At 54.2% G+C, this 22,739-nt stretch carries 20 protein-coding genes; 12 read left to right on the forward strand and 8 right to left on the reverse strand.

Annotation, left to right across the window (positions count from 1 at the left end; translation table 11 throughout):
* Position 1 precedes the first annotated feature (1 nt).
* Positions 2–457: a (2Fe-2S)-binding protein gene (locus WKR14_RS19475; protein WP_248952608.1), complete on the forward strand. Its 456-nt coding sequence runs from the start codon at positions 2–4 to the stop codon at positions 455–457.
* Complete coding sequence (locus tag WKR14_RS19480; protein WP_335922148.1) at positions 454–2,694, forward strand: xanthine dehydrogenase family protein molybdopterin-binding subunit; 2,241 nt, start codon at positions 454–456, stop codon at positions 2,692–2,694. Before WKR14_RS19475 ends, WKR14_RS19480 begins: the two co-directional genes overlap by 4 nt.
* A gap of 165 nt (positions 2,695–2,859) precedes the next feature.
* On the opposite strand, the gene WKR14_RS19485 is transcribed toward WKR14_RS19480, so the two are convergent.
* Genes WKR14_RS19485 through WKR14_RS19495 form a run of 3 tightly spaced genes read right to left on the reverse strand, consistent with a single transcriptional unit; the run spans position 2,860 to position 5,245 of the window.
* Complete coding sequence (locus tag WKR14_RS19485) at positions 2,860–3,921, reverse strand: zinc-binding dehydrogenase (RefSeq protein ID WP_101055283.1); 1,062 nt, start codon at positions 3,919–3,921, stop codon at positions 2,860–2,862.
* A 9-nt stretch (positions 3,922–3,930) separates the two neighbouring features.
* Entirely contained in the window at positions 3,931–4,437 is a 507-nt protein-coding gene (locus WKR14_RS19490) for a 2,4'-dihydroxyacetophenone dioxygenase family protein (protein ID WP_101055281.1), read from the reverse strand.
* A gap of 43 nt (positions 4,438–4,480) precedes the next feature.
* Positions 4,481–5,245 (reverse strand): SDR family NAD(P)-dependent oxidoreductase, encoded by a 765-nt coding sequence (locus WKR14_RS19495; RefSeq protein ID WP_101055279.1) that lies wholly within the window; start codon positions 5,243–5,245, stop codon positions 4,481–4,483.
* 192 nt (positions 5,246–5,437) lie between these two features.
* Here WKR14_RS19495 and WKR14_RS19500 point away from each other — a divergent pair, with 192 nt between their 5' ends.
* A complete protein-coding gene (locus tag WKR14_RS19500; protein ID WP_335922149.1) occupies positions 5,438–6,388 on the forward strand; it encodes a helix-turn-helix domain-containing protein in 951 nt (316 codons plus the stop codon).
* A 70-nt stretch (positions 6,389–6,458) separates the two neighbouring features.
* On the opposite strand, the gene tnpA is transcribed toward WKR14_RS19500, so the two are convergent.
* Complete coding sequence (gene tnpA, locus WKR14_RS19505) at positions 6,459–6,893, reverse strand: IS200/IS605 family transposase (protein WP_208138538.1); 435 nt, start codon at positions 6,891–6,893, stop codon at positions 6,459–6,461.
* 192 nt (positions 6,894–7,085) lie between these two features.
* Positions 7,086–8,897, reverse strand: a complete 1,812-nt coding sequence (typA, locus tag WKR14_RS19510) for a translational GTPase TypA (protein WP_101055275.1) — start codon at positions 8,895–8,897, stop codon at positions 7,086–7,088.
* Positions 8,898–9,354: 457 nt separating this feature from the next.
* Here typA and glnA point away from each other — a divergent pair, with 457 nt between their 5' ends.
* Positions 9,355–10,764, forward strand: coding sequence for a glutamate--ammonia ligase (glnA, locus tag WKR14_RS19515; RefSeq protein ID WP_101055273.1), 1,410 nt, complete (start codon positions 9,355–9,357; stop codon positions 10,762–10,764).
* Positions 10,765–10,868: 104 nt separating this feature from the next.
* Here glnA and WKR14_RS19520 read toward each other — a convergent pair whose 3' ends face one another.
* Both WKR14_RS19520 and WKR14_RS19525 read right to left on the reverse strand, forming a co-directional pair.
* A complete protein-coding gene (locus WKR14_RS19520) occupies positions 10,869–11,366 on the reverse strand; it encodes a hypothetical protein (RefSeq protein WP_101055271.1) in 498 nt (165 codons plus the stop codon).
* A 9-nt stretch (positions 11,367–11,375) separates the two neighbouring features.
* Positions 11,376–12,299: a C-GCAxxG-C-C family (seleno)protein gene (locus WKR14_RS19525; RefSeq protein ID WP_224867087.1), complete on the reverse strand. Its 924-nt coding sequence runs from the start codon at positions 12,297–12,299 to the stop codon at positions 11,376–11,378.
* A gap of 236 nt (positions 12,300–12,535) precedes the next feature.
* On the opposite strand from WKR14_RS19525, the gene WKR14_RS19530 reads away from it, so the two are divergent.
* The 8 genes from WKR14_RS19530 (at position 12,536) to glnG (ending at position 22,353) form a co-directional block, all read left to right on the forward strand.
* Positions 12,536–13,582 carry a toxin-antitoxin system YwqK family antitoxin gene (locus WKR14_RS19530; protein ID WP_224867089.1) on the forward strand — a complete coding sequence of 349 codons (1,047 nt, stop codon included), beginning with the start codon at positions 12,536–12,538 and terminating at the stop codon, positions 13,580–13,582.
* Positions 13,583–13,705: 123 nt separating this feature from the next.
* Positions 13,706–14,563 (forward strand): DMT family transporter, encoded by an 858-nt coding sequence (locus tag WKR14_RS19535; RefSeq protein ID WP_025889910.1) that lies wholly within the window; start codon positions 13,706–13,708, stop codon positions 14,561–14,563.
* A 90-nt stretch (positions 14,564–14,653) separates the two neighbouring features.
* Positions 14,654–15,886, forward strand: coding sequence for a cyanate transporter (locus tag WKR14_RS19540; RefSeq protein WP_335922115.1), 1,233 nt, complete (start codon positions 14,654–14,656; stop codon positions 15,884–15,886).
* A 106-nt stretch (positions 15,887–15,992) separates the two neighbouring features.
* A complete protein-coding gene (locus WKR14_RS19545; RefSeq protein ID WP_335922116.1) occupies positions 15,993–17,972 on the forward strand; it encodes an FUSC family protein in 1,980 nt (659 codons plus the stop codon).
* A gap of 12 nt (positions 17,973–17,984) precedes the next feature.
* Complete coding sequence (locus WKR14_RS19550) at positions 17,985–19,142, forward strand: iron-containing alcohol dehydrogenase (protein WP_224867095.1); 1,158 nt, start codon at positions 17,985–17,987, stop codon at positions 19,140–19,142.
* Positions 19,143–19,213: 71 nt separating this feature from the next.
* Positions 19,214–19,759, forward strand: a complete 546-nt coding sequence (locus WKR14_RS19555; RefSeq protein ID WP_234555662.1) for a DUF4124 domain-containing protein — start codon at positions 19,214–19,216, stop codon at positions 19,757–19,759.
* A gap of 115 nt (positions 19,760–19,874) precedes the next feature.
* Positions 19,875–20,933, forward strand: a complete 1,059-nt coding sequence (gene glnL / locus WKR14_RS19560) for a nitrogen regulation protein NR(II) (RefSeq protein ID WP_224867098.1) — start codon at positions 19,875–19,877, stop codon at positions 20,931–20,933.
* A 16-nt stretch (positions 20,934–20,949) separates the two neighbouring features.
* Entirely contained in the window at positions 20,950–22,353 is a 1,404-nt protein-coding gene (gene glnG, locus WKR14_RS19565) for a nitrogen regulation protein NR(I) (RefSeq protein WP_101055252.1), read from the forward strand.
* Between the two features lie 51 nt (positions 22,354–22,404).
* On the opposite strand, the gene WKR14_RS19570 is transcribed toward glnG, so the two are convergent.
* Entirely contained in the window at positions 22,405–22,737 is a 333-nt protein-coding gene (locus tag WKR14_RS19570) for a hypothetical protein (protein ID WP_335922117.1), read from the reverse strand.
* Positions 22,738–22,739: the final 2 nt, after the last annotated feature.

Consider the following 22,739-nt stretch of genomic DNA (forward strand, 5'->3'; position numbering starts at 1 on the left):
AATGTCGCAACTCAAAATCAATGGCAGACAGTTTTCGGTCGAGGCCGATCCCAACATGCCCTTGCTCTGGGCCCTCAGGGATCTCCTGGGACTGACAGGCACCAAATTCGGCTGTGGCGCCGGACTCTGCGGTGCCTGCACCATACATCTGGACGGTAAGCCCGCCAGAGCCTGCCTCACCAGTCTCAAAAGTGCCGAGGGCAAGAACATCACCACCATAGAAGGCCTGGATAATCCGGCGCTGAAAGCCGCCTGGAGCAAACACAAGGTTCCCCAGTGCGGTTACTGTCAGACAGGGCAACTCATGTCTGCCGCGGCGCTCTTGAGTGAAACGCCCACCCCCAGTGACCAACAGATAGACGAAGCCATGTCCGGCAATATCTGCCGCTGCGGCACCTATACCCGGATCCGCAGCGCCATCAAGGATGTCGCCGTCAAAGGGGGGCAGAGCTCATGAGCCGGTTTACCGCAGTGGAAAACTTCAGCCGTCGCGATGTGCTGAAACTCTTTGGCGCCAGTGGCGGCGCCTTGATGCTGGGCAGCAGCGCCCTGGGCTGGAGCCCCATGAGCCTGGCGCAGGACAAGCTGCAACCTTTGAATCTGTTTATCGCCGTCGGTGAAGACGACAAGGTCTACCTCACCTGCCATCGCTCGGAAATGGGCCAGGGCATACGAACAGGCATACCTCAGGTGCTGGCCGATGAACTGGAAGCCGACTGGGACAAAGTCGTGGTGGTGCAGGGCCTGGCCGACAAGCGTTACGGCAGCCAGAATACAGATGGCAGTCGCAGCATACGTAAACACTACGACAGAATGCGGCAGATGGGTGCCATGGCGCGCACCATGTTGGAACAGGCTGCCGCCGAACATTGGCAAGTGCCGGTCGCAGAAGTCAGCGCCAAGGCTCACAGAGTGACTCACAAGGCGTCCGACCGCTCCCTGAGCTATGGCGAACTGGCACTGGCGGCGTCCAAGCTGCCGCTTCCGGATGAGAGCCAACTCAGGCTCAAACCCAGAGAAGAATTCACCCAGATAGGTCAGTCACGCACCATAGTGGATATGGATGCCATGTTGGATGGCAGCGCTATCTATGGTCAGGATATACGTCTGGAAGGCATGCTCTATGCCGCGATTGCCCGGCCGCCTGTGCTCGGCAGCCAAGCGGCGAGTGTCGATGATAAAAAGGCCCGCGCCTTCCCCGGTGTTGTGGATATTATCAGCCTGCCCGCTCCTAAAGGGGCACCGGCCTTCCAGCCGCTTGGCGGTGTGGCTGTGCTGGCCAACAATAGCTGGAGCGCCCTTGAAGGCCGCAAGGTACTGACGATTCAGTGGCAGCAAAGCCCCAACGACAAGCACGACTCCCAGGCGTTTATCGCCACCCTGAAACAGCGAGTACGGCAGAGTGGCAAAGTCAGGCGTGAGCTGGGCCAGCCTCCCGCAAGCTGGCCCGAAGAGCGCACGCTCAGCGCCGATTACACTGTGCCCTATCTGGCTCACGCCATGATGGAGCCGCCGGCGGCCACCGCCAGAGTCAGCAAGGATGGCTGTGAAATTTGGGCCTGCAGCCAAACGCCCCAGAGTACCCAGCAGAATGTGGCGGCCGCTTTGGGGCTGAAGGAGGAGCAGGTCAAGGTGCATGTCACCCTGCTGGGCGGCGGCTTTGGCCGCAAGTCCAAGCCGGACTTCAGCGTCGAAGCGGCGCTGCTTTCCAAACGCAGCGGCAAGCCGGTGAAGGTGTTCTGGAGCCGGGAAGATGAGCTGCAAAACGGCTATCTGCACGCCATCAGCGCCCAGCATTATCAGGCACTGCTCAGTGATAATGGCAAGGTGGAGGCTCTGTTGTCGCGCACCGCCTTCCCTTCCATCAGTTCCACCTTTGCCGAAGGCGTGGATGAACCCTCGGACGGCGAACTGGATTTGGGCTTTATCGACTTGCCGTTTCAGTTGCCGTCGCTGCGCTGCGAAACCGCCAAGGCCGAGGCTCACACCCGCATAGGCTGGCTGCGCTCAGTGTGCAACATTCAGCATGCCTTCGGCATTGGCAGCTTTGTCGACGAACTGGCGCTACGCACCGGCCAGAGTTGCCCGGCCATGTGGCGGCAGCTTCTGGGGCAACCCAGAGTGGAGAACTTTGCCGATCAGGGCTTCAAATACGGTAACTATGGCGAAGAACTCAGTCGTCATCCTGTGGATGTCGCTCGTTATCTGGCGGTCATCGACGCCGCCGAAAAACGTATGGCGCAATCACCGGCCAAGGCGGGCGAAGGCTGGGGGTTTGCGGTGCACCGCAGCTTTGTCAGCTATGTGGCGGTCGCCATCAAGGTCAAACTGGATGGTGAGCGTTTGCAGGTGTTGCAGGCCATCTCAGTGCTGGATGCCGGCACTGTGGTTAACCCTGACAGGGTGCATTCGCAGTTGGAAGGCGCGGTCATCTTCGGCCTCAGCCTGGCGATGCTGGGCGAAATCAGCTTCAAGAATGGCAAGGTGCAACAGTCGAACTTCCACGACTATCAACTGCTGCGGTTGCCGCAATGCCCTGAGATAGAGACACAAATCATCGGCTCGACCGAAGTACCCGGCGGTGTGGGCGAACCTGGAGTGCCCCCGGTAGCACCGGCACTGACCAACGCCATAGTGGCCGCCGGCGGCAAGCGCTACCGGGATCTGCCACTGAAGCAGTATCTGCAGCTTTAACTCGTCCATAGAGTGCCGGGGAATGCCCCGGCAAGTCGAAATTGGCCAAAAATCATGATTTGCCGAGCCGGCTTGAGATTACAAGCCCCACCATGATGAAGCGTAAAATAAATAAAAAGCCGCTTTATAAGTTAGCGGCTTAATTCGAGTTAAGGTGTCGAATGATTAATTGAGCGTTTGCAACTCACCATCACGCCAAGGTTCAATCACAACTTTAATATGTGGATTCGGCTGCATAAGCTGTTTGAATGCACCCGATACGCCGTCCATCCCAACTTTACCTGTGAGCAACTTATTCCAAGGCACCCTGCTCTCGGCCAATTCCTGCAAACACTGAGCAAACTCATGTGGTTGATAGTAGTAAGAGAAGCGCATATCCAGCTCTTTCACTGTGGCGTAGGCATAGTTGATGTTCGCTTCAGCAGTGTGGATCCCCGTTACCACTATGGTCGCATTGGCCGGCGAACGCTTCACAAAACCTTCGATCAGTTTATGAATACCCACACACTCGAAAATCACCACACGATTACCCGCGGCAATTTCAGCAGCATATGCCACTTCATCTTGCTCACCCGGATTAACCCAATGAGTCGCGCCGAATTCACGGGCTAATGCCAGTTTTTCGCCCTGAAGATCAGCCGCAATGATATTACGTACACCTTGTAGATGCAGCGCAGAAATGGCCGCTAAACCGATAGGCCCACAACCAACGACCAAGGCAGTATCTTCGGTGCCGACTTCACCACGATTGACGGCATGCAAGCCTACAGCCAGTGGCTCTGTCAGCGCCACAGCTTCTGGTGGGAGATGATCCGGAACTGGCAATAGCAGTGCTTCATCGAGAATAAAGTATTCTGAATACGCCCCATTAACGCCGGGAGTCACCCCTACTCCAGCACCATTTTGGCTCATCAGGATAGGCACAGAGGTGACTCGGGTGCCTAAAGCTAGGGTTTGCTGGGTTTCGGGACCAAATTCAACCACTTCAGCACAAAACTCATGTCCCAGCATCACAGGAACATGATTATCAGCCCCCTCAGGCATCATGCCTAGTTTGCGGTAAAAATCGAATACCTCGTTATAGTGGCGCGCAATATGAACATCTGAGCCACAGATACCACAGGCAAGACTGCGTACCAACACTTGGCCTGCCTGTGGCTTAGGTAATTCGACCTGTTGCAGAGTGACTTCGCCATCCTGCAACACGATTGCATTCATCAAACTCATAATGGTTTCCTATTGAGTATCGCTCATAGATGCCGGCGCACCGGGTTTAATATAACGGGGCTTGATGCCTTGTGCCTTGGCAGCAGCCAGAAGAGCCTGCTCAATCCAACCGGCATCCATGATAAACATGAAGTTACCATCGGCATCGAAGTTAACATTGACACCGGTAATCACCATCACACCATCAGCGCCTTCAGAATCGGCGGGACAATGGAAAGTGTGGATAGACCCACCCGGCTCATACAGATAGCTGCCGGCTGTTTGGGGTTGTTCCGGGTATTCGAGGTAATGCCACCGCCCCGCCAAGGTATAAAAATGCACTACACCTGTATGAAAATGCTTGGGTAAGGTGATACCCGGCTTAAACTTAGCGCGGATCACCCAAACACCATTTTCAGGGTCCAAAAATAACGGATACACATCAACGCCCGGCAGCGCATCTTTGATGATCTGCTCTTCGTTAGTATTGAGGGTTAATAAAAAATCTTGATGATTAATCACTTCCGGTAAAGCCATATTTGCCTTCCTCATGTTTTTATTGGGTTGATGGGTCGAGCTATCACTCCTTCTGCAATGGATATTTAAAATTCTCAAAACCGTCGGAAGCATGCACTGTGCAGCCGTTGATGCAATTGGCCTCGTCACTCACTAGAAACACCGCCACATCAGCTATCTCGCTCGGAAGAGTAAACTTCTGACGCATTTGTTCCTTACGAATGTGTTCCCAGAGTCCCAGTGCCTCGTATTGACGCAGCATAGGAGTATCGACACGCCCGGGAGCAATGGCGCAAACTCGAACGCCCAATGGGGCAAGCTCAAGCGCAGCGCATTTGGTCATCATATCGACGGCCGCTTTACTGACGTTGTAGGTAAAGGTCATTTCCGAGGCAATTGTCGCGTAGACAGACGAAGTATTAAGGATCACACCTTTAGTACCTTGAGCCCGGAATTGGCGTCCACCGGCCACAATGCCGTGATATACGCCTTTTTGATTCACATTGGTAACTGGGTCAAAATCACCCAAAGGATCATGTTCTAACAAGGGTTTGGCTGAGCCAATGCCGGCATTGTTTATCACAATATCAAGTTGACCAAACTGGGTAACCGCATGTAACACCATAGCTTCAACTTGTTTGTAGTCGGTCACATCGACACTAAAGGTCACCAACTTATCTGTGGGGAAATCGTTAAAGACCTTGAGCGAATCAGCTGACAGGTCTGCGGCAACGACTCTCCCTCCCTCGGCGAGTATTTTACGGACGATGGCTTGCCCTATGCCTCCTGCAGCCCCCGTCACCACTGCGGTTTTATTCAGTAAACGCATAGATGTCCTCTTTTTATATTTATTAGTTTCATTATTAAGGCAATATTAATTTAGATGATTAATTACACATCTTCTTGACTTATTACGAATGAAATTTGATATATTGCGATTCTTATAACAAAGAGAACTAAATGCCCCATGTACCTAGTCCGTAGCGGTGCAGCTGCTCAATTTGAGCAGCTGGTCCTGGAGTTGGGTGAAAACCCCATCGAAATGATCCATCAGGCCGGATTACGTCAGGCACAGTTTCGCGATCCCAATATCTATATCGCCTATCCACGACTAGCCGAGTTATTGGAAATCGCTGCCCAAGGCTGTAAACAGCCGCTGTTCGGACTTATGCTTGCCCAACGGCAAACCTTACATGTGCTCGGTGACTTACCTATGTTGATTTCCCGCACAGCGACCGTGGCCGATGCACTTGAAAAAGTGAATGACTATCTGTACCTGCACGCCTCAGGTATCTCGCTGCAACTGCAACCACAGGGAGATATGGTACGCCTTGTCTTATCAATTAATGTTCACTGCCGTGGCATTGAACAATTGATGCAACTGAGCGTGGCACAACTGGCAATGTTTGTTTCAAGCCTGTTGAATATCAACATCAACACTATCCCCTTACATTTGTGTCAAAGTAAACCCAGCGAACTTGACCCCCAGCACTTTGCCCACTTAGTGCGCTTTCGTGAATCCTTTGATGGCGTAGTACTTAAAACTGCACAATTAACCGGGCGGAACTATCACGATGAGGGAGCACTCAACCGCCATTTTCAGTCACATCTGCAATATTTACAGAGCCGCTATCCCGACAATCTGGCCGATCAGGCAAGAGACTTAATTCACCGACTACTTCCAACCGGAGAGTGTTGTATTGAGAGGGTATCAACTGCGCTGGGGGTACACGAGCGCACGTTACAAGCAAGACTCAAGGAGACTGGGCATAACTATCGTAAATTGTTGCAAGAAGTCAGACAAAATATCGCTAAACAACAACTCAGTTATGGCACCCAAACCATTACCGAACTGGCACTACAATTAGGTTATGCCGAGGTCGCTGTTTTTAGTCGTCATTTTAAAACTTGGACGGGATTGTCCCCCAAGCAATGGCAGCAGCAATATCGCCAGGGACAAATAGAGGATTAATCTTGATAAGTAAAGAATCCACCTTCTGAAGAAGGTGGCTTTGTATATGCCCCCTCAAAGGGGGCGTTGTTTACTCCAGCGTTAACTGAGCTTGCTCCTGCTTTTCTTCTTTCTCTTGATGCCGGACATAACGCCTTATTATCTCTTCATTTATTCCAACCGTATCAACAAAGTATCCTCGCTGCCAAAAATGGTTACCCCACATTTTGTTCTTCCTCAAGTGCGGATATTTACTAAATAGTTTTAGTGCTATTTTGCCTTTGAGCGCTCCCATCAGTCTTGATATCGATAACTTTGGCGGAACTTTTATAACTAAATGAACATGGTCTACCTGAACATTTAACTCTACTACTTTGCACCCAAGTTGCTCACTGTAAACGTGAATACAGCGGTAAACATCCTTACCTACTTTGTTTTTGAGAATCCTAAAACGGTACTTTGGAGTCCAAACTATATGATATTGACATCGCCAATACACATGCGATGCTTGCTCGTATCTACTCATGCTTTTTGTCCTTTGACTTCGCTAAAAATCAAAAGAGCAATTAGCATGGGTAGCCTTTACAGGCCAAGCCTAAATTGATGATAACCACCTACTGAAGTAGGTGGTTTAGGGGCTGAAAACAAAAGCCCCGCTAAGTTAGCTTAGCGGGGCTTTTTATTCACTGTGAGGCTGTCACCTCAAGCGCAACCACTATCAACCGCGGCTGGCGCGCTTGCGGTCATTTTCAGTCAGGTGACGCTTACGGATCCGAATACTCTTAGGCGTTACTTCCACCAGTTCATCATCATCGATGAATTCCAGCGCTTGCTCCAGAGACATCTGGATATGCGGAGTCAGTACCTGAGCTTCGTCAGTACCTGAGGCGCGCATGTTGGTCAACTGCTTGCCCTTGAGGCAGTTTACTGTCAGGTCGTTGGAGCGGCTGTGAATACCCACTACCTGGCCTTCATAAACCTCGGCGGCGTGACCAATCATCAGACGACCGCGATCCTGCAGACCAAACAGAGCAAAGGTCAGTGCCTTACCGGTCGCATTGGAGATCAATACACCGTTGGTACGCTGGCCGATATCACCACCCTTATATGGACCGTAATGGTCGAAAGTGTGATACAGCAGACCCGTACCCGAGGTGGCTGTCATAAACTCGGTCTGGAAACCGATCAAGCCACGGCTTGGGATCATGAAATCGATACGTACGCGACCCTTGCCGTCAGGCTGCATGTCGCGCATATCGGCCTTACGGGTACCCAGCTTCTCGATAACGCCGCCCTGATGCTCTTCTTCCACATCCACGGTCAGTTGCTCGTATGGCTCACACTTCTCGCCGTCGATCTCTTTGATGATCACTTCAGGACGGGAAACCGCCAGCTCATAACCTTCACGACGCATGTTTTCGATCAGGATAGACAGGTGCAGTTCACCACGGCCGGATACGCGGAAACGATCCGGACTCTCGGTTTCTTCCACACGCAGGGCCACGTTGTGTACCAGCTCCTGTTGCAGACGCTCAAGGATGTTACGTGAAGTCACGTACTTACCTTCTTTACCTGCAAAAGGAGAGGTGTTGACCTGGAAGGTCATAGTCATGGTTGGTTCATCAACAGACAGAGGTGGCAGAGCCTCGGCATGACCGACGGCGCAGATGGTATCAGAAATCTTCAGCTCGCCCAGACCTGTGATGGCAACGATATCACCGGCATTGGCGCTGTCCACTTCGTGGCGATCCAGGCCCATATAGCCCAGAACCTGGCCGACTTTGCCGTTACGGGTCTTACCGTCGGCACCGACAATAGTGACCTGTTGGTTGGTCTTGACGCTACCGCGCTTGATACGACCCACACCGATAACCCCTACATAGCTGTTGTAGTCCAGCTGAGAGATCTGCATCTGGAATGGACCATCGGCATCAGCATCAGGTGGAGATACTTTTTCAACAATAGTCTGGAACAGCGGAGTCATATCTTCACTGGCTTCATCGGGATCCAAGCTGGCAAAACCGTTCAGAGCCGAGGCATACACAATAGGGAAGTCCAACTGTTCGTCGGTAGCACCCAGGTTGTCGAACAGGTCAAATACCTGATCGATAACCCAATCCGGACGAGCGCCAGGACGGTCAATCTTGTTGATAACCACAATAGGCTTAAGGCCTTGGGCAAATGCTTTCTTGGTCACGAAACGTGTCTGTGGCATTGGACCGTCCTGCGCATCAACCAGCAGCAGTACAGAGTCAACCATAGACAGAACCCGTTCTACTTCACCACCGAAGTCGGCGTGTCCTGGGGTGTCTACTATGTTAATGCGATAGTCGTTCCACTTAATGGCAGTATTCTTCGCCAGAATAGTGATCCCACGTTCTTTCTCCAGATCGTTGGAGTCCATCACCCGCTCGGTGGCTTCTCCGCGGGTTGCCAGGGTTCCTGACTGTGCCAACAGCTTGTCTACCAGGGTAGTCTTACCATGGTCAACGTGCGCTATGATGGCGATGTTACGTAAATTCTCTAACACAGTTTTGCCTCTTACGATCTCTGTTCTGTGGGATGCAGCAATATAAATTGAATGGTACAACCGCTCTATGACTGCTTGGCGATTGCCTTCCAGGCCTTATAAAACCTGGACTAGCATCATGCTGGGGAACACTATTTCCCCGGATGGTTGCTTTAAAAAGCGTGCCATTCTACTCTAGCGAGGGGCTATCGCACAGGATTATTTTTTAAACACCTATGATTATCCTACTGAATAAGCGCACGCACCATTATGGTGAGTGCACCTTTTTGGAACACAGCACGCACCATTATAGTGCAAACCCGCTTATCTCGCCAGCCCTTGATTTTACCACTCCCTTTATTTTCAATACCTTAGCATCTTGGCATGAGTTTGGCTTAATAGAAACCAACAAGGCGCCAGACGCTAAATACTAAGAGTTGACAAAGGGCACCCCCTTTACCCTACCGGAGGCTTGATAATGTCAGTCGAATCAGTTTTACAACAGCTGCAAGAGTTGGAAGTTAAGTTTGTTGATTTACGCTTTACCGATACCAAAGGTAAGGAACAGCATGTATCTATCCCGACTCATCAGGTAGATGCTGATTTCTTTGAAGACGGCAAGATGTTTGATGGTTCATCCATCGGTGGTTGGAAAGGGATCAACGAATCTGACATGGTACTGATGCCAGATCCAGACAGCTTTGTACTGGACCCATTTACCGAAGAAACCACAGCACTGATCCGCTGCGATATTCTCGAACCCGGCACTATGCAGGGGTATGAGCGTGACCCTCGCTCCATCGCCAAGAAAGCCGAAGAATACTTGCGTTCTACCGGCATTGCCGACACTGTGCTGATAGGCCCTGAGCCAGAATTCTTCCTGTTCGATGACGTGCGTTTCGGTACCGACATGAGCGGCACCTTCGTCAAGATAGATGCCAAAGAAGCGGCATGGAACTCAGGCACCAGCTATGAAGACGGCAACACAGGTCACCGTCCATTCGTTAAGGGCGGTTACTTCCCGGTAGCACCGGTAGACTCTTCACAGGATCTGCGTAGCGCCATGTGTCTGGTGCTGGAAGAGATGGGTCAAATTGTGGAAGCTCACCACCATGAGGTGGCTACTGCGGGTCAGAATGAGATCGCCACGCGCTTCAACACACTGACAAAGAAAGCCGACGAAATTCAAGAGCTTAAGTATGTGATCCACAATATGGCTCACGCCTACGGCAAGACTGCAACCTTTATGCCCAAGCCGATTGTCGGCGACAACGGCAGCGGCATGCACGTTCACCAGTCACTCTCTAAAGACGGTACTAACCTGTTTGCCGGTGACAAGTACGGCGGCCTGTCTGAAACTGCCCTGTACTATATCGGTGGTATCATCAAGCACGCCCGTGCCCTGAACGCCTTCACCAACCCAAGCACCAACTCCTACAAGCGTTTGGTGCCACATTTTGAAGCCCCCGTGATGCTGGCTTATTCTGCCCGTAACCGCTCGGCTTCTATCCGTATCCCTGTGGTGCCAAGTCCTAAGGCTCGCCGTATCGAGACCCGCTTCCCGGATCCTATGGCCAACCCATACCTGGCCTTTGCAGCACTGCTGATGGCCGGTCTGGACGGTATCCAGAACAAGATCCACCCTGGTGATGCCATGGATAAGGATCTGTACGATCTGCCGGCCGAAGAAGCAGCGGAAATCCCGACTGTGGCCGAATCTCTTGAAGTCGCCCTGGCGGCTCTGGATGCAGACCGTGAGTTCCTGACCCGCGGCGGTGTGTTCAGCGATGACTTTATCGACTCTTACCTCAAGCTGAAACAAGCCGAGGCCGAGCGTGTCAGCCGTACCACTCACCCTGTCGAATTTGAGCTGTACTACAGCCTCTAATTGCCCTGCAATCAACCGATGAGTCAAGCCATCGGATAATAAAAAAAGCGCCCCGGGAGTAATCCTGGGGCGCTACTATTTTAGGGCTCTGAAACTCAAATCATTCAGGGAGCGCTGACAAGCTCAGGAGCACTCTGAGCCTTGGCCCCGGTGAGGATCACCGCCAACTTGAGTTCACCCTCTGTCTGGTTCAGCTCTTCAAGCCCTTCTGGAGTAAAGCGATATTGGCCTTCAGTCTCCAGCGCTTCCATGGTGCCAGCACAGGTGTCGACGGTTTCACTGCATTCAAAACGTGCGCCCTTGTGCCAAGGCATGGAGAAGGCCGAGACCTGCTCAGCCGGCATCTTGAGATACATCACCACATAGTTGCTGCCGGCATCCTTGACAGGTTTACCTTCTGCCGTAGTCAGACTGAAGGTCAACGCCTGGCTTTGAGGATCCACGGCGCTCAGTGCCACCTTGAGGCTTTCGGCTTCATTGATGGACACAGACTGCTCAGGTTCTGGCTTAGGCGGAACCACAGGGTCATCATCATCGTCCAACCAATCACAACCACCCAGGCACAACAGCAAAGACGCCACTATCAAACTCTTATGTTTCATAACAGCCTCCTAGTGACAATCGCTGCAGGACGCACCTTCATGAACCCCGGTCAAACCGGCGCCAATATCATGGGCGCTGTGGCAGCTCTGACATTCCATCTGTGAATTAACATCAGCCCCTATGTAAGTATCCGGCTCCCGCTTGGTGCTGCTGTGGCAACCGCTACACTCGGCATTGCCCTCTGCCACCATTTCAGCGTCCAAGGCATTGTCCAGCGACTTATTGAGGAAGTCAGTGGTGACATAGGCAATCTCGGCCGTCAGCTGAGCGCAGCGCTCCAGCTTCGCCTGGTGACTGGAGCCATACTTGCTCGCTTTCGACCAGTGGGTCACAGAGGTGTGACAGAGAATGGAATTGGCAACCGACTGGCCTATCTTATCTGCGGTCAGTAATTCACCTGCGTTGTCTGTACGGGTCGGTGCGCCAATCGCCTTGAGGAAAGCTTCATCATTTCTCGGCATGGCTGTGTGTTCATAGTAACGGTACACGGAGCGGATCACCGCAGTGCGGTCGACCCCGCCCAGGACGTTGACCGCCATGGCCGCCGCATTCAAGCAGCCACACAGGGTTCCCCAACCTGCGATACCGCCGCCACCATAGGCCGCCAGGTTAGTTGGGATAGCAGCGAATTTACAGGCATCCTCATGCCCCTTGGCCGCCAAAGCCTTGACCAGGGCATCAAACACGCCGTACATACAACCACCGCGGCCATAACCTTCATAGGCCAGCTTGGCGACTTCCATAGGATCCAATTTCACATAGGTCAACAGCTTGGTACCCAGATCGCTGCCCCCTTCACTGCCGATCCCTATGCTGGTATCTCCGGGACAAGACTCTGCTGCCAGGGCTGTGGTCGCAATCAGCGAGCTCCCGGCGGCTACTCCAACCAAACCTACTATCTGGCCCATTGCCTGACGTCGATTCACGTTCATACTCATCACCTCTTTTTGCACTTATATTTTGTAGAATTGCAAATTAAGCAAAACTTACCCTTTATAATCAATGACTTGCAAGCAAAGCCAGCTTACTCCCTCTCTTGTTGTGCAGGTGTGATCCAAAGCGGGTTTCGGTGTTAAAAAGTCAAAAAACCAGCAGTTCATCGGTAAGAGGCTTGAGCCAAGCAACAACGGCAGCGACAATGAGCCACTTCGTCAAGCAAGGATCTGCTATGAATCACAGCCTCTTTTTACTCACTCTCTTGCTGCTGGCTGGTTGTCACTCTGAGGTGCAACTGCCGATTCAGGCTGACGAACTGGAGCAAATCCACTGCCGGGAAGTAAAGGATGACAATGGCGCCCTGGGTTATTACCTCGAAAGCTGCATTGACGGATACCGAGGAGAACCTTTCAGCGGCATTGCCATTTGGGGAGCGCCGGATCGCCCCAACTATAGCGCGGCCCAGTTCAAGAATGGCCTGCGGGACGGCTACAGCTTCAGCACATCTGCGCCGCCTGCACGTCTGTTAAGCCAAAGCGCCTGGTATAAAAATGGCAAGTTGCACGGCTGGCAGCTGAACTTTCAATACCAGCAAACCCAATTACGCAGCAGGGAGTTGTTTCAAGACGGTGAACGCCAGGAACTCTGGCTCTACGACAACCAAGGCCGACTCGACAGCTTCAAGCGTTTCGACCAGGGTAAAGTGATTGAATTCATCTCCTACGAGCAGGGGCGGGAGCGGATGAAACAGTTCAAGCGGGACGGCGAGAAACTCACCGTCTGGAAAAGCTATTTTCCCGATGGTTCATTAAAGAGCTTCAGTGAACATCTGGATGAAGAAAATCTCAGAAAACTCAAGGAACAAGGCTACTACGCCAACGGCCGACTCAAGTTGGACTATCTGTTCGATCGCCGGCAACGCACCGCAGTGCAGCACACCTTCTGGCGCAATGGCCAGCGCCAGTCCGAGCAACACTATGGTTTCTTTCCCTCAATAGCCGCCGACGGCATCTGGCTCAGTTATTGTGAGACCAATGGCGCCTTGAGCAAACGTACTCCGTTCCGCCGAGGCGCCAAGCAGGGTGAGGAGCAACTCTTTCACTGCAATGGCCAGTTGCAGGTGAGCAAACGTTTCGACCAGGACAAGCTCATACCACAGACCCTGAACTACTTTGATAAGCAGGGGCGCAACTATCTGCAGGAAGAGATAGGCGCGAACGGCAAGGTACTGCATACCCGTGTCTATGATGAACAGGGTAAACTGACCTACCAAGATTGACATAATATTCAATCAGTTGGATTTATCATCCAAAGATAATAAAGCTCTTTTTCAAATGCGGCTTGCTTATCCAGGCACTGAACTTTAAAATATCTTCACATCAAGATACTTTAAGAAAAGAAGATGCCCTACCTAATTGCACTCCTCGCTCCCGTCTTCTGGGGAACCACCTATGCCCTGGTCAGCCTGTACCTACAGGATATGTCCCCTTTCTGGGTCGCCGTCTGGCGCGCACTACCGGCCGGGATCCTGTTATTGCTGCTGCGCCCCAAACTGCCTTCGCTCGCTTGGAGCAAAATACTCTTGCTGGCATTTTGTAATATCGGCGCTTTCTTCGCCCTGCTGTTTATGGGCGCCTACCGCCTTCCCGGCGCCGTGGCCGGCACACTAGGGGCCACACTGCCACTGATGTTTCTACTGCTGGCCTGGCTGCTCGATGGCCAAAGGCCGGCACTGAAGTGGACCTTGCTGGCACTGCTGGGACTGAGTGGAGTGATGTTATTGCTCAATCCTTCGGCCAATCTGGATCTGATTGGTGTGCTCTGCGCCCTGAGTGCCACTCTGTTGGTAGCCCAATCATCCCGCTGGATGCAACGCTGGCAAACCGGCGATCTTCTGGTATTGACCGCCTGGCAGCTGTTGCTCGGTGGCTTGATGCTAATCCCGCTGGCCTGGACAGTGGCCGGGGCTCCCACACTGCCCGAGCCCAAGACCTGGCCCGCCATCGCTTGGCTGGCCATCTTCAGCACGGCGCTGAGCTACTGGGCCTGGATCTGGTCCATCAAACATCTGGGACCGCAAATCATGGGCATGATGGCCTTGATCAACCCTGTGGTGGCCGTCTCGCTCGGGGTGTTTTTGGTCGGCGAACAGCTGGACAGCTATCAATGGCTGGGGATCGGCCTGATCATGTCATCGCTGTTGCTGATGAAACTTCCTGTCCCGGCTATCTGGTATCGCTTGCGCCCCAGCCGGCGCTGACACTCACCTGACATAAGAACCTTGTTTGGCCCCTGAAAAAGGGGCCAAGGGTTCGGCTTAACTGAATTTGGCAAAATAAGGAAATGGACTATGAGCTCATCAAAATGGCAGCCTGTGTGGCTGATCCTGACCTTAATTATTCTCGGCCTCAACCTGCGCCCCAGTATGGCGGCCATAGGCCCACTGCTGGAGGCTATCCGGACTTCCTTGCCCCTCAGTTACAGTTCCTTGGCACTGCTGACCATGCTGCCCGTAATGACCATGGGAGTCGCTATGTTTATCGGTGCCAAGCTGGCCGCCAGACTGGGAGAGCGCCAAACCCTGCTACTGTCGCTGCTACTTATTGGTTTGGCCAACCTGGCTCGGCTCTGGGCCGGCAGCGGCCTGCAGCTACTACTGACCGCAATCATTGCCGGCTTAGGTATCGCCCTTATTCAGGCACTGCTGCCCGGAATGATCAAGCGCAGCTATAGCCAGCATATTGAGCGTTATATGGGGATTTACGTAACCGCCATCATGGGTGGAGCGGCCCTGGCTGCAGCCATTAGCCCTTGGCTTGAACACAGGTTTGGTCATTGGCAGTCGGCGCTGGCCTTCTGGGCTCTGTTGAGTCTGCCGGCGATGCTATTTTGGTTCTGGGGCAAACACGGCCTGCAACCCCTGGGCTTCAACAAGGCAGCAGCAAAGAAGACTTCAGGAAAACCGGGAGTTAGCCCAAATGTGGGCATAGGCAGCTTTAGCCGCATTCCCAGGGCCTGGCTGCTGGGGCTTTTCTTTGGCCTGAGCACAGCATCCTATACCTGTGTGCTCGCTTGGTTGGCGCCCTTCTTCATTGACTTGGGCTGGCAAGCCACTCAGGCAGGGCTATTGCTGGCGTTTCTGACGCTGATGGAAGTGGTCGCAGGCCTGTTGCTGCCGACGCTTGCGGCCCGCAGCCATGACAGAAGGCCACTGCTATTGCTGCTGCTCCTGTCTACGATTGGCGGTTTTATCGGGCTGGCTTTGATGCCTCTGGCCCAGCCCTGGTTATGGGCTGCGCTGCTGGGAATAGGCATTGGTGGCCTCTTCCCCTTGAGTCTGATTGTCACTTTGGACCACCTGGACGACTACAGCCAGGCGGGACAACTGACCGCCTTTGTTCAGGGGATAGGTTACCTGCTGGCATCCCTGTCGCCTCTGCTGGCGGGTTATCTCAAGGACAGCTCCAGCAGCTTCACGCTTTCCTGGTTGCTGCTCGCAGCTGTGTCTCTGGGCATGCTGGCCATTGCCTGGCGCTTTGATCCCAAGCGCCACAGTCAGCACTTCGCCCTGTTGGCCCACTGAATCGATTTGCCGGGTGGAAAATTGTTAACCGCCCGGCACTCAAGCAGACTCAAATGAGGTAGAATGGCGTCCCTCTTGTGCCATTCTGCTGTCTAAGCAACATAAAGTGAATCTATCCAATCTATTCCAGCGCCTGCTGCAATGGCTGCCTGATCGTGCCGATCTTCCCGAAGGCTTACGCATAGGGCTGCCCATGATGGCGGGCCTGTTGCTATTTTCGTTTCTCGGTGACAGTGCCAGCGGCGTCAACGCCCTGATCTGTGCCTGGCTGGTCGGCGTCCAAGGCCGCAACCTGGCTTATCCCAAACGTGCCGGGCTGTTGAGCAAGTCGGCACTTCTGTGCTGTATCAGCAGCGCCCTGGCCTTGCTGAGCCTGATCCACCCTTGGCTGGGGATTAGCGTACTCGGCGCTATAGGCCTGTTATATGGCCTCAGTTCCAACCAAAGAAAGTACATTCAGCTGCTGACCTACAACGCCGGCTTTTGCCTGATCTGCGGCCTGCATCTGCTGGAGTCGGGTACCGACTGGAAGATGTTGTTGCTCTCCAGCCTGTTCGGCAGCTGGTTGGCTGTCATCAGCGCCGTCATCGCCGGGCCCTGGATGGCGATACGTCAGGGCGAACAGCTGCTGGCCAGTGTGCAGCGCAAATTCGGCTTCTGGTGCAATATACTCAGCCACTCGGACGCCGCCAATGTCGGCCAGCGTCTGGCCTTGCGGGAACAGCTCGATGATGCCATCGCCGTGCTGGCCCATTGGTTGCTGGAAATGCCGGATAAAGCCGAAGTGCAACGCATCGCCCGGCAACTGGAGTCGAATCTTATCCTGATAGAAACTCTGGAGAGCATAGGCAGGCTACAACAAAATGATGCCGCCAACCCGGTGTTGCAGCAGTATTTGGCCAATTTTGCTAGCGAACTCAAGACCCATAGAGAGCAAGGCACAGAGCCGACACCACTGCCCTTGGGGGACAAGCCGCAACCTCTGCTGTTGGATGCCGCCAACCGCCTGGCCTTGGCGCTGGATCCTCAAAGGCCGCTGGCAGCCGACTGGCGCGAGCGCCTGGGGCTTATCTGGCCTTCCGATGGCCAAAGCGTTCGCAGTCAATGGCGCAAGGCCTTGGTGAAACACTCGCGGGAATGGCACCACGGCCTGAGAATTCTGTTCACTCTGCTGTGTTGTCAGGCCGTGGTAGAACTGCTGCAACTGCCGCAGGGTTATTGGGTGACGCTCACCGCCTACATAGTGCTGATGGTGGCACCGCTCGGGCAGTTGCAGGCCAGGATCTGGAGCCGCTTCTATGGCACTGTGCTCGGCTCTGTGTTGGCACTGGGGCTTATCTGGTATCTGGGCGCCGGTAGCTGGTTATTACCGGCCACCTGCCTGAGTGCCTTTCTGGCCTTTGCCACCTTCTACAAGGCCAGATATGAGATTCATGTGTTCTGGCTCACCATGCTGATGGTTTTTGCCATCACCCTGTTGTTGCCAAGCGATCCCTATATCGCCTTCTACCGAGCGCTAGACACCTTTACCGGCGCCCTGATGGCATTTCTGGCGATGCATCTGTTTATTCCCAGCTGGACCCGGCGCTGGCTCGACAGCTATGTGTGCCACTTTATCGAGCTGGAGCGGGCTTGGCTTGCCAGTATAAATGCAGGTAAAGCCGACAACGCCCTGCGCTGGCAGTCCCATGCGGCGCTGAGGCAACTGGGGCAAGAAGTCGGCTTTTTGAAGCTCGAGCCCAACACAGGCCAGCGGGAGCTGCAGGACTGGCAGAGTTTTCTCTGGCTTGGGCTGACGCTGCACTGCACCCTGGTGTTGGTGGCGCGCCAGCAGCAAAAGCCGCCACTGCACCAGGCAGAGGCACAGTTGGCAGCTTGGCCCCAGCTGTTTCGCCAGCGCTTTTTGGCAACAGAGATGCATCAAGCCGAGTCCGGGCCAGCGCCCGATTCAACAGATGCGCCTACGCAGCTGTCAGCCAAACAAGCTGAAGCTATTCCCGCCTGGGTAATGCAGGATATTGCCCATCTCTATGCCTGGCTCGACTGGCAACGCCCCTACGCCCTGGGTGGCAATACTCACGGCTGACAGGAGTCCAAGATGTACGATTTTGAATTTTACAATCCAACCCGCCTGCTCTTTGGCCGTAGCAGCCTGGAGCAGCTGGACACTCTGGTGCCCAAGGATGCCAGAGTACTCTTGCTCTACGGCGGTCAAAGCGCCAAACGCAATGGCACCCTGACCCAGGTCAGCCAGGTATTGGGTCAACGCATCTGCGCCGAGTTCGGCGGCATTAGCCCCAACCCCGACTACCACCAGCTATTGCAGGCAGTAGAGCAGATAAGGCAACAAAAGCTGGACTTTATTCTCGCCATCGGCGGCGGTTCCATCATAGATGCGGGCAAGTTTATTGCCGCCGCAGCGCCCTATCAGGGAGAGCCCTGGGAGATACTGGAAACCGACGGTCGCCACATTGACCAAGCCCTGCCGCTCGGTACTGTGCTGACCCTGCCGGCCACCGGCTCAGAGATGAATAACTGCGCGGTGATCAGCAATAGCGCTCTTGGTCTCAAGCGCTCCTTTCGTCATCCCTCGGTGTTTCCCCGCTTCTCTGTACTGGCGCCACAACTTAGTTTCAGCCTGCCGCAACCACAGATTGCCAACGGTGTGGTAGATGCCTTTGTGCACGTGACCGAGCAGTACCTGACTTACCCGGTCGATGCCAAGGTGCAGGACAGGTTTGCCGAAGGCCTGCTGCTCACTCTGATAGAGGAAGGCCCCAAGGCGCTGGCAGAGCCCGAAAACTATCGGGTGCGCGCCAATATCATGTTCAGCGCCACCATGGCGCTCAACGGCCTGATCGGCACAGGTGTTCCGCAAGACTGGTCGACCCATAAACTGGGTCACGAACTGACGGTGCGCCACGGCCTGGATCATGCCGTGACCCTCGCCATACTGCTGCCGGCCATGCTGCGCCTGAGAAAGACCGCCAAACACGCCAAGCTGCTGCAATATGCCGAGCGGGTTTGGCAACTCAGCGACGGCAGCGAGGAGCAACGCATAGATGCAGCCATAGAGCAAACCCGGCTGTTCTTTGAATCCATGGGAATCAAGACTCACCTCAGTGACTATGGCATAGGCCATGAGGCCATAGCGCCGCTGCTGGAAAACCTTGAACGCCAGGGCCTGACCCAACTGGGAGAAGACGGCCGGGTCGACCTCGAGCTGAGCCGGCAGGTTTTTCAGGCCAGCCTTTAAAGGCAGTGATTTTTGTCAATAAACAGGCTAATCTGAAACAAGTTCACAACTGCATAACAAGGGAAGTCTTTATGCGCACTCTGATGATAATCAGCCTGGCACTGCTGTCGCTGGTTGCCCAGGCGACTGTCTATAAGTGGGTCGATAAAGATGGCAAGGTGCATTACAGCGATGAACCCACCCCCCAAGCCCAGGCAGTGGAATTCACCGACAAGACCCAGAATCAGATAAGCCTGGAAACACCTAAACCTCTGCCCGATCCCATAACAGTGGAACAAGTCGGCTATGCGTTAAAGATACTTTCACCACAGCATGAGGAAACCATTCGCAATAACGCCGGTGATTTTCAGGTTCGGGTAGAAGTAGAGCCGGAGCTGGCTTCGGGTCATTTTCTGCAACTCTACATAGATGGCATCTCCTCCAGCGACGCTCAGCGCAGCAATCTCTTCCAGCTCAAGGACATCGACCGCGGCGAACACACGCTGCAACTCAAGGCGGTGCAACAAAACGGCAAAGTCCTTGCATCCAGTAGTCCCATAACCATTTTTCTGCACCAAGCCGGACTGATGCAACCCGCCTTCCCGGCACCCGGGAAAGGCCCAAAGCCAAGTAACTAAAGTTATTTCAATAAATTAGCTACTTTGCTTTTCGAGTTAGTCCACAGAGTTGTTGGCTTGCGGCCTGCACCGAATTGGTGCACCATTATGGTGCAATCCTGCTATGGGAAACTCAATGGACACAAATATCCTGCTCAATCATCTGGCAACTGCCGTTCTGGTCATCGACAGTGACCTGCTTCCCAGCTATGCCAACGCCGCTGCCGAGCAGTTGCTGGGCGTCTCCAGTCACAGATTACAGGAGCAGGTACTGACAGAGCATCTGCATGCCATAGGAGTTGAACCCAGAGTACTACAAAGCGCGGTGCTGGAACGTCAGGGGTTGACGGTCAATACCGCCCAGCTCATCAGCCTGGATGGGCAGCATCACACTGTGGATATGACACTGATCCCTCTGGAGCAGGGAGAACAGCTCAAACCCTTGAGCCTGTTGGAACTCAGACAGGTGGATCAGCAGCGGCGCATTCACCAGCAGTTGACCCTGGATGCCCAGCAGCAGGCGGCTCAATATCTGGTGCGCAACCTGGCTCATGAGATCAAAAATCCGCTGGGGGGCCTGCGCGGCGCGGCGCAGCTGTTGTCACGTGAACTTAATGAGCCGCAGCTCAAGGAGTTCACCACACTCATCATTGAGCAGGCCGACAGGTTGCGCGCCCTGGTAGACCGATTGCTGGGGCCACAGAAACCATCGCAGCACAAGCTGCAGAATATCCATCTGGTGCTGCAAAAGGTGATCAATCTGGTGAGTGTGACCCTGCCGCAACAGATACATCTGCGTCAGGATTACGACCCATCCATTCCAGACTTGCCTATGGATGAAGATCAACTGCAACAGGCAATCCTCAACATAGTGCAAAATGCAGTACAAGCCTTGGAGCATCAGGGCGGCGATATCATGATCCGCACCCGCACCGCCCATCAGGTCACCATAGGTAACCAGAGACACAAGTTGGTGTTGGTGCTGTCAATCATAGACAACGGCCCGGGTATCGCCCCGGAACTGGTGGATACCCTGTTTTACCCCATGGTCACAGGCCGTAAGGACGGCAACGGCCTGGGGCTATCCATCGCCCACAATATTGCCAGGCTCCACGGCGGCCGCATCGACTGCGATTCGGCCCCGGGACACACAGAGTTCAGCCTGACATTGCCGATCAACAACCACAACGGCTAACAAGAGAGGAAACAATATGAGTGAACAGGTTTGGATCCTCGATGATGACAGTTCAATTCGTTGGGTGCTGGAACGGGCACTGCAAGGTGCCAAACTCAGCTGCGCCAGCTTTGCCGCCGCCGAGTCACTGTGGCAGGCGCTGGAAATCTCCCAGCCCAAGGTCATAGTCTCGGATATCCGGATGCCGGGGACCGATGGCCTGACCCTGCTGGAACGTATCGGCCTGCATTATCCCCATATCCCGGTGATCATAATGACGGCCCATTCCGATCTCGACAGTGCCGTCAGCGCCTATCAGGCCGGGGCGTTCGAGTATCTGCCCAAGCCCTTCGACATAGATGAGGCGATTGCCCTGGTGGAGCGGGCGCTCAACCATGCCACAGAGCAGGCTCCTGCAGCGGCCGAGCCTCAGGTCAAGGCACCGGAGATCATCGGCGAAGCCCCCGCAATGCAGGAGGTGTTTCGCGCCATAGGCCGTTTGTCGCGCTCATCGATCAGTGTGCTAATCAACGGCCAGTCCGGTACGGGTAAAGAGTTGGTTGCCGGGGCGCTGCACAAACACAGTCCACGCAAAGACAAACCCTTTATCGCCCTCAATATGGCGGCCATCCCCAAGGAGCTGATCGAATCCGAGCTATTCGGCCACGAGAAAGGCGCCTTCACCGGCGCCGCCAATGTGCGTCAGGGCCGGTTTGAACAGGCCAATGGCGGCACCCTGTTTCTCGATGAGATAGGCGATATGCCGCTGGACGTACAGACCCGGCTGCTGCGGGTGCTGGCCGATGGCCAATTCTATCGGGTCGGCGGCCACTCTCCGGTGCAGGTCGATGTCAGGATCATTGCCGCAACCCACCAGGACCTGGAACAACTGGTACTCAAGGGGGGCTTTAGGGAAGACTTGTTCCACCGCCTGAATGTGATTCGAGTTCATCTGCCCCCGCTGTCGCAGCGGCGGGAAGATATTCCGCAGCTGGCGCGCCATTTCCTAGCCAGTGCCGCCAAAGAGATTGGGGTAGAGGCCAAAATACTCACCCCGGAAACCGCCGCCAAGCTGCAGCAACTGCCCTGGCCCGGCAACGTGCGTCAGTTGGAAAATACCTGCCGCTGGTTGACCGTGATGGCTTCAGGCCAGGAAATTATCCCTCAGGATCTGCCGCCTGAGCTGTTCAAGGAGCCCAAGGCACCTCAAGGCAGTGCCGGCCCGTCCCAGGATTGGCAAAACGCCCTGAAATTGTGGCTGGATATGCGCCTGTCACAGGGCGAGAGCGATCTGCTGACCGAAATCCAACCCGCGTTTGAGCGCATCTTGCTGGAAACCGCGCTGGAGCATACCCAAGGCCACAAACAGGAAGCCGCCAAACGCCTGGGATGGGGCCGCAACACCCTGACCCGCAAGCTTAAAGAGCTGGCAATGGACTGAAACCTCATAAAGATGGAGACACGACCCAAATAAGCCCAAGGGTGCAGGCTATTAAGAGAGGATTTTGGCGCCCAGGCGCAGTGCCGCCAAACTCAGGGAATAGCCCCAACGGATCAGTCCCCTGCGTCTGCGCTCAGGCAAGAGTGGCCAACTGGAACCATTGGCTGCAATCAACTCGGCGCGCCAAAGCGGTAAAGGAATGATCTCCAGTCGGTAGTCTTGACCATTCAAGACTATGGTTTGCCGTCTTGGCAAACCATAGAGGCGCTGACAAAAACACTGCAGCCCCAGCCATTCCAGTTCCAGGCGACTGCTTAATGGATAATACCGACAGTGCAGTTCACCCCCTTCGAGATTCAACTTCTGTTGTTGCATCCATGCCATGA

This window comes from Shewanella chilikensis (genome assembly GCF_037953065.1).
In the GTDB taxonomy this organism is placed as follows: Bacteria; Pseudomonadota; Gammaproteobacteria; order Enterobacterales; family Shewanellaceae; genus Shewanella; species Shewanella chilikensis.

Excerpts from the sequence above, each read along its gene's own strand:
- WKR14_RS19525 (WP_224867087.1), bottom strand. The coding sequence starts at position 12,299 with ATGAACGTGAATCGACGTCAGGCAATGGGCCAGATAGTAGGTTTGGTT.
- WKR14_RS19555 (WP_234555662.1), top strand. The coding sequence starts at position 19,214 with ATGCGCACTCTGATGATAATCAGCCTGGCACTGCTGTCGCTGGTTGCC.
- WKR14_RS19530 (WP_224867089.1), top strand. The coding sequence starts at position 12,536 with ATGAATCACAGCCTCTTTTTACTCACTCTCTTGCTGCTGGCTGGTTGT.
- WKR14_RS19475 (WP_248952608.1), top strand. The coding sequence starts at position 2 with ATGTCGCAACTCAAAATCAATGGCAGACAGTTTTCGGTCGAGGCCGAT.
- WKR14_RS19570 (WP_335922117.1), bottom strand. The coding sequence starts at position 22,737 with ATGGCATGGATGCAACAACAGAAGTTGAATCTCGAAGGGGGTGAACTG.
- WKR14_RS19520 (WP_101055271.1), bottom strand. The coding sequence starts at position 11,366 with ATGAAACATAAGAGTTTGATAGTGGCGTCTTTGCTGTTGTGCCTGGGT.
- WKR14_RS19485 (WP_101055283.1), bottom strand. The coding sequence starts at position 3,921 with ATGAGTTTGATGAATGCAATCGTGTTGCAGGATGGCGAAGTCACTCTG.
- WKR14_RS19490 (WP_101055281.1), bottom strand. The coding sequence starts at position 4,437 with ATGGCTTTACCGGAAGTGATTAATCATCAAGATTTTTTATTAACCCTC.
- WKR14_RS19535 (WP_025889910.1), top strand. The coding sequence starts at position 13,706 with ATGCCCTACCTAATTGCACTCCTCGCTCCCGTCTTCTGGGGAACCACC.
- WKR14_RS19495 (WP_101055279.1), bottom strand. The coding sequence starts at position 5,245 with ATGCGTTTACTGAATAAAACCGCAGTGGTGACGGGGGCTGCAGGAGGC.
- glnG (WP_101055252.1), top strand. The coding sequence starts at position 20,950 with ATGAGTGAACAGGTTTGGATCCTCGATGATGACAGTTCAATTCGTTGG.
- glnA (WP_101055273.1), top strand. The coding sequence starts at position 9,355 with ATGTCAGTCGAATCAGTTTTACAACAGCTGCAAGAGTTGGAAGTTAAG.
- WKR14_RS19540 (WP_335922115.1), top strand. The coding sequence starts at position 14,654 with ATGAGCTCATCAAAATGGCAGCCTGTGTGGCTGATCCTGACCTTAATT.
- WKR14_RS19550 (WP_224867095.1), top strand. The coding sequence starts at position 17,985 with ATGTACGATTTTGAATTTTACAATCCAACCCGCCTGCTCTTTGGCCGT.
- tnpA (WP_208138538.1), bottom strand. The coding sequence starts at position 6,893 with ATGAGTAGATACGAGCAAGCATCGCATGTGTATTGGCGATGTCAATAT.
- glnL (WP_224867098.1), top strand. The coding sequence starts at position 19,875 with ATGGACACAAATATCCTGCTCAATCATCTGGCAACTGCCGTTCTGGTC.
- WKR14_RS19480 (WP_335922148.1), top strand. The coding sequence starts at position 454 with ATGAGCCGGTTTACCGCAGTGGAAAACTTCAGCCGTCGCGATGTGCTG.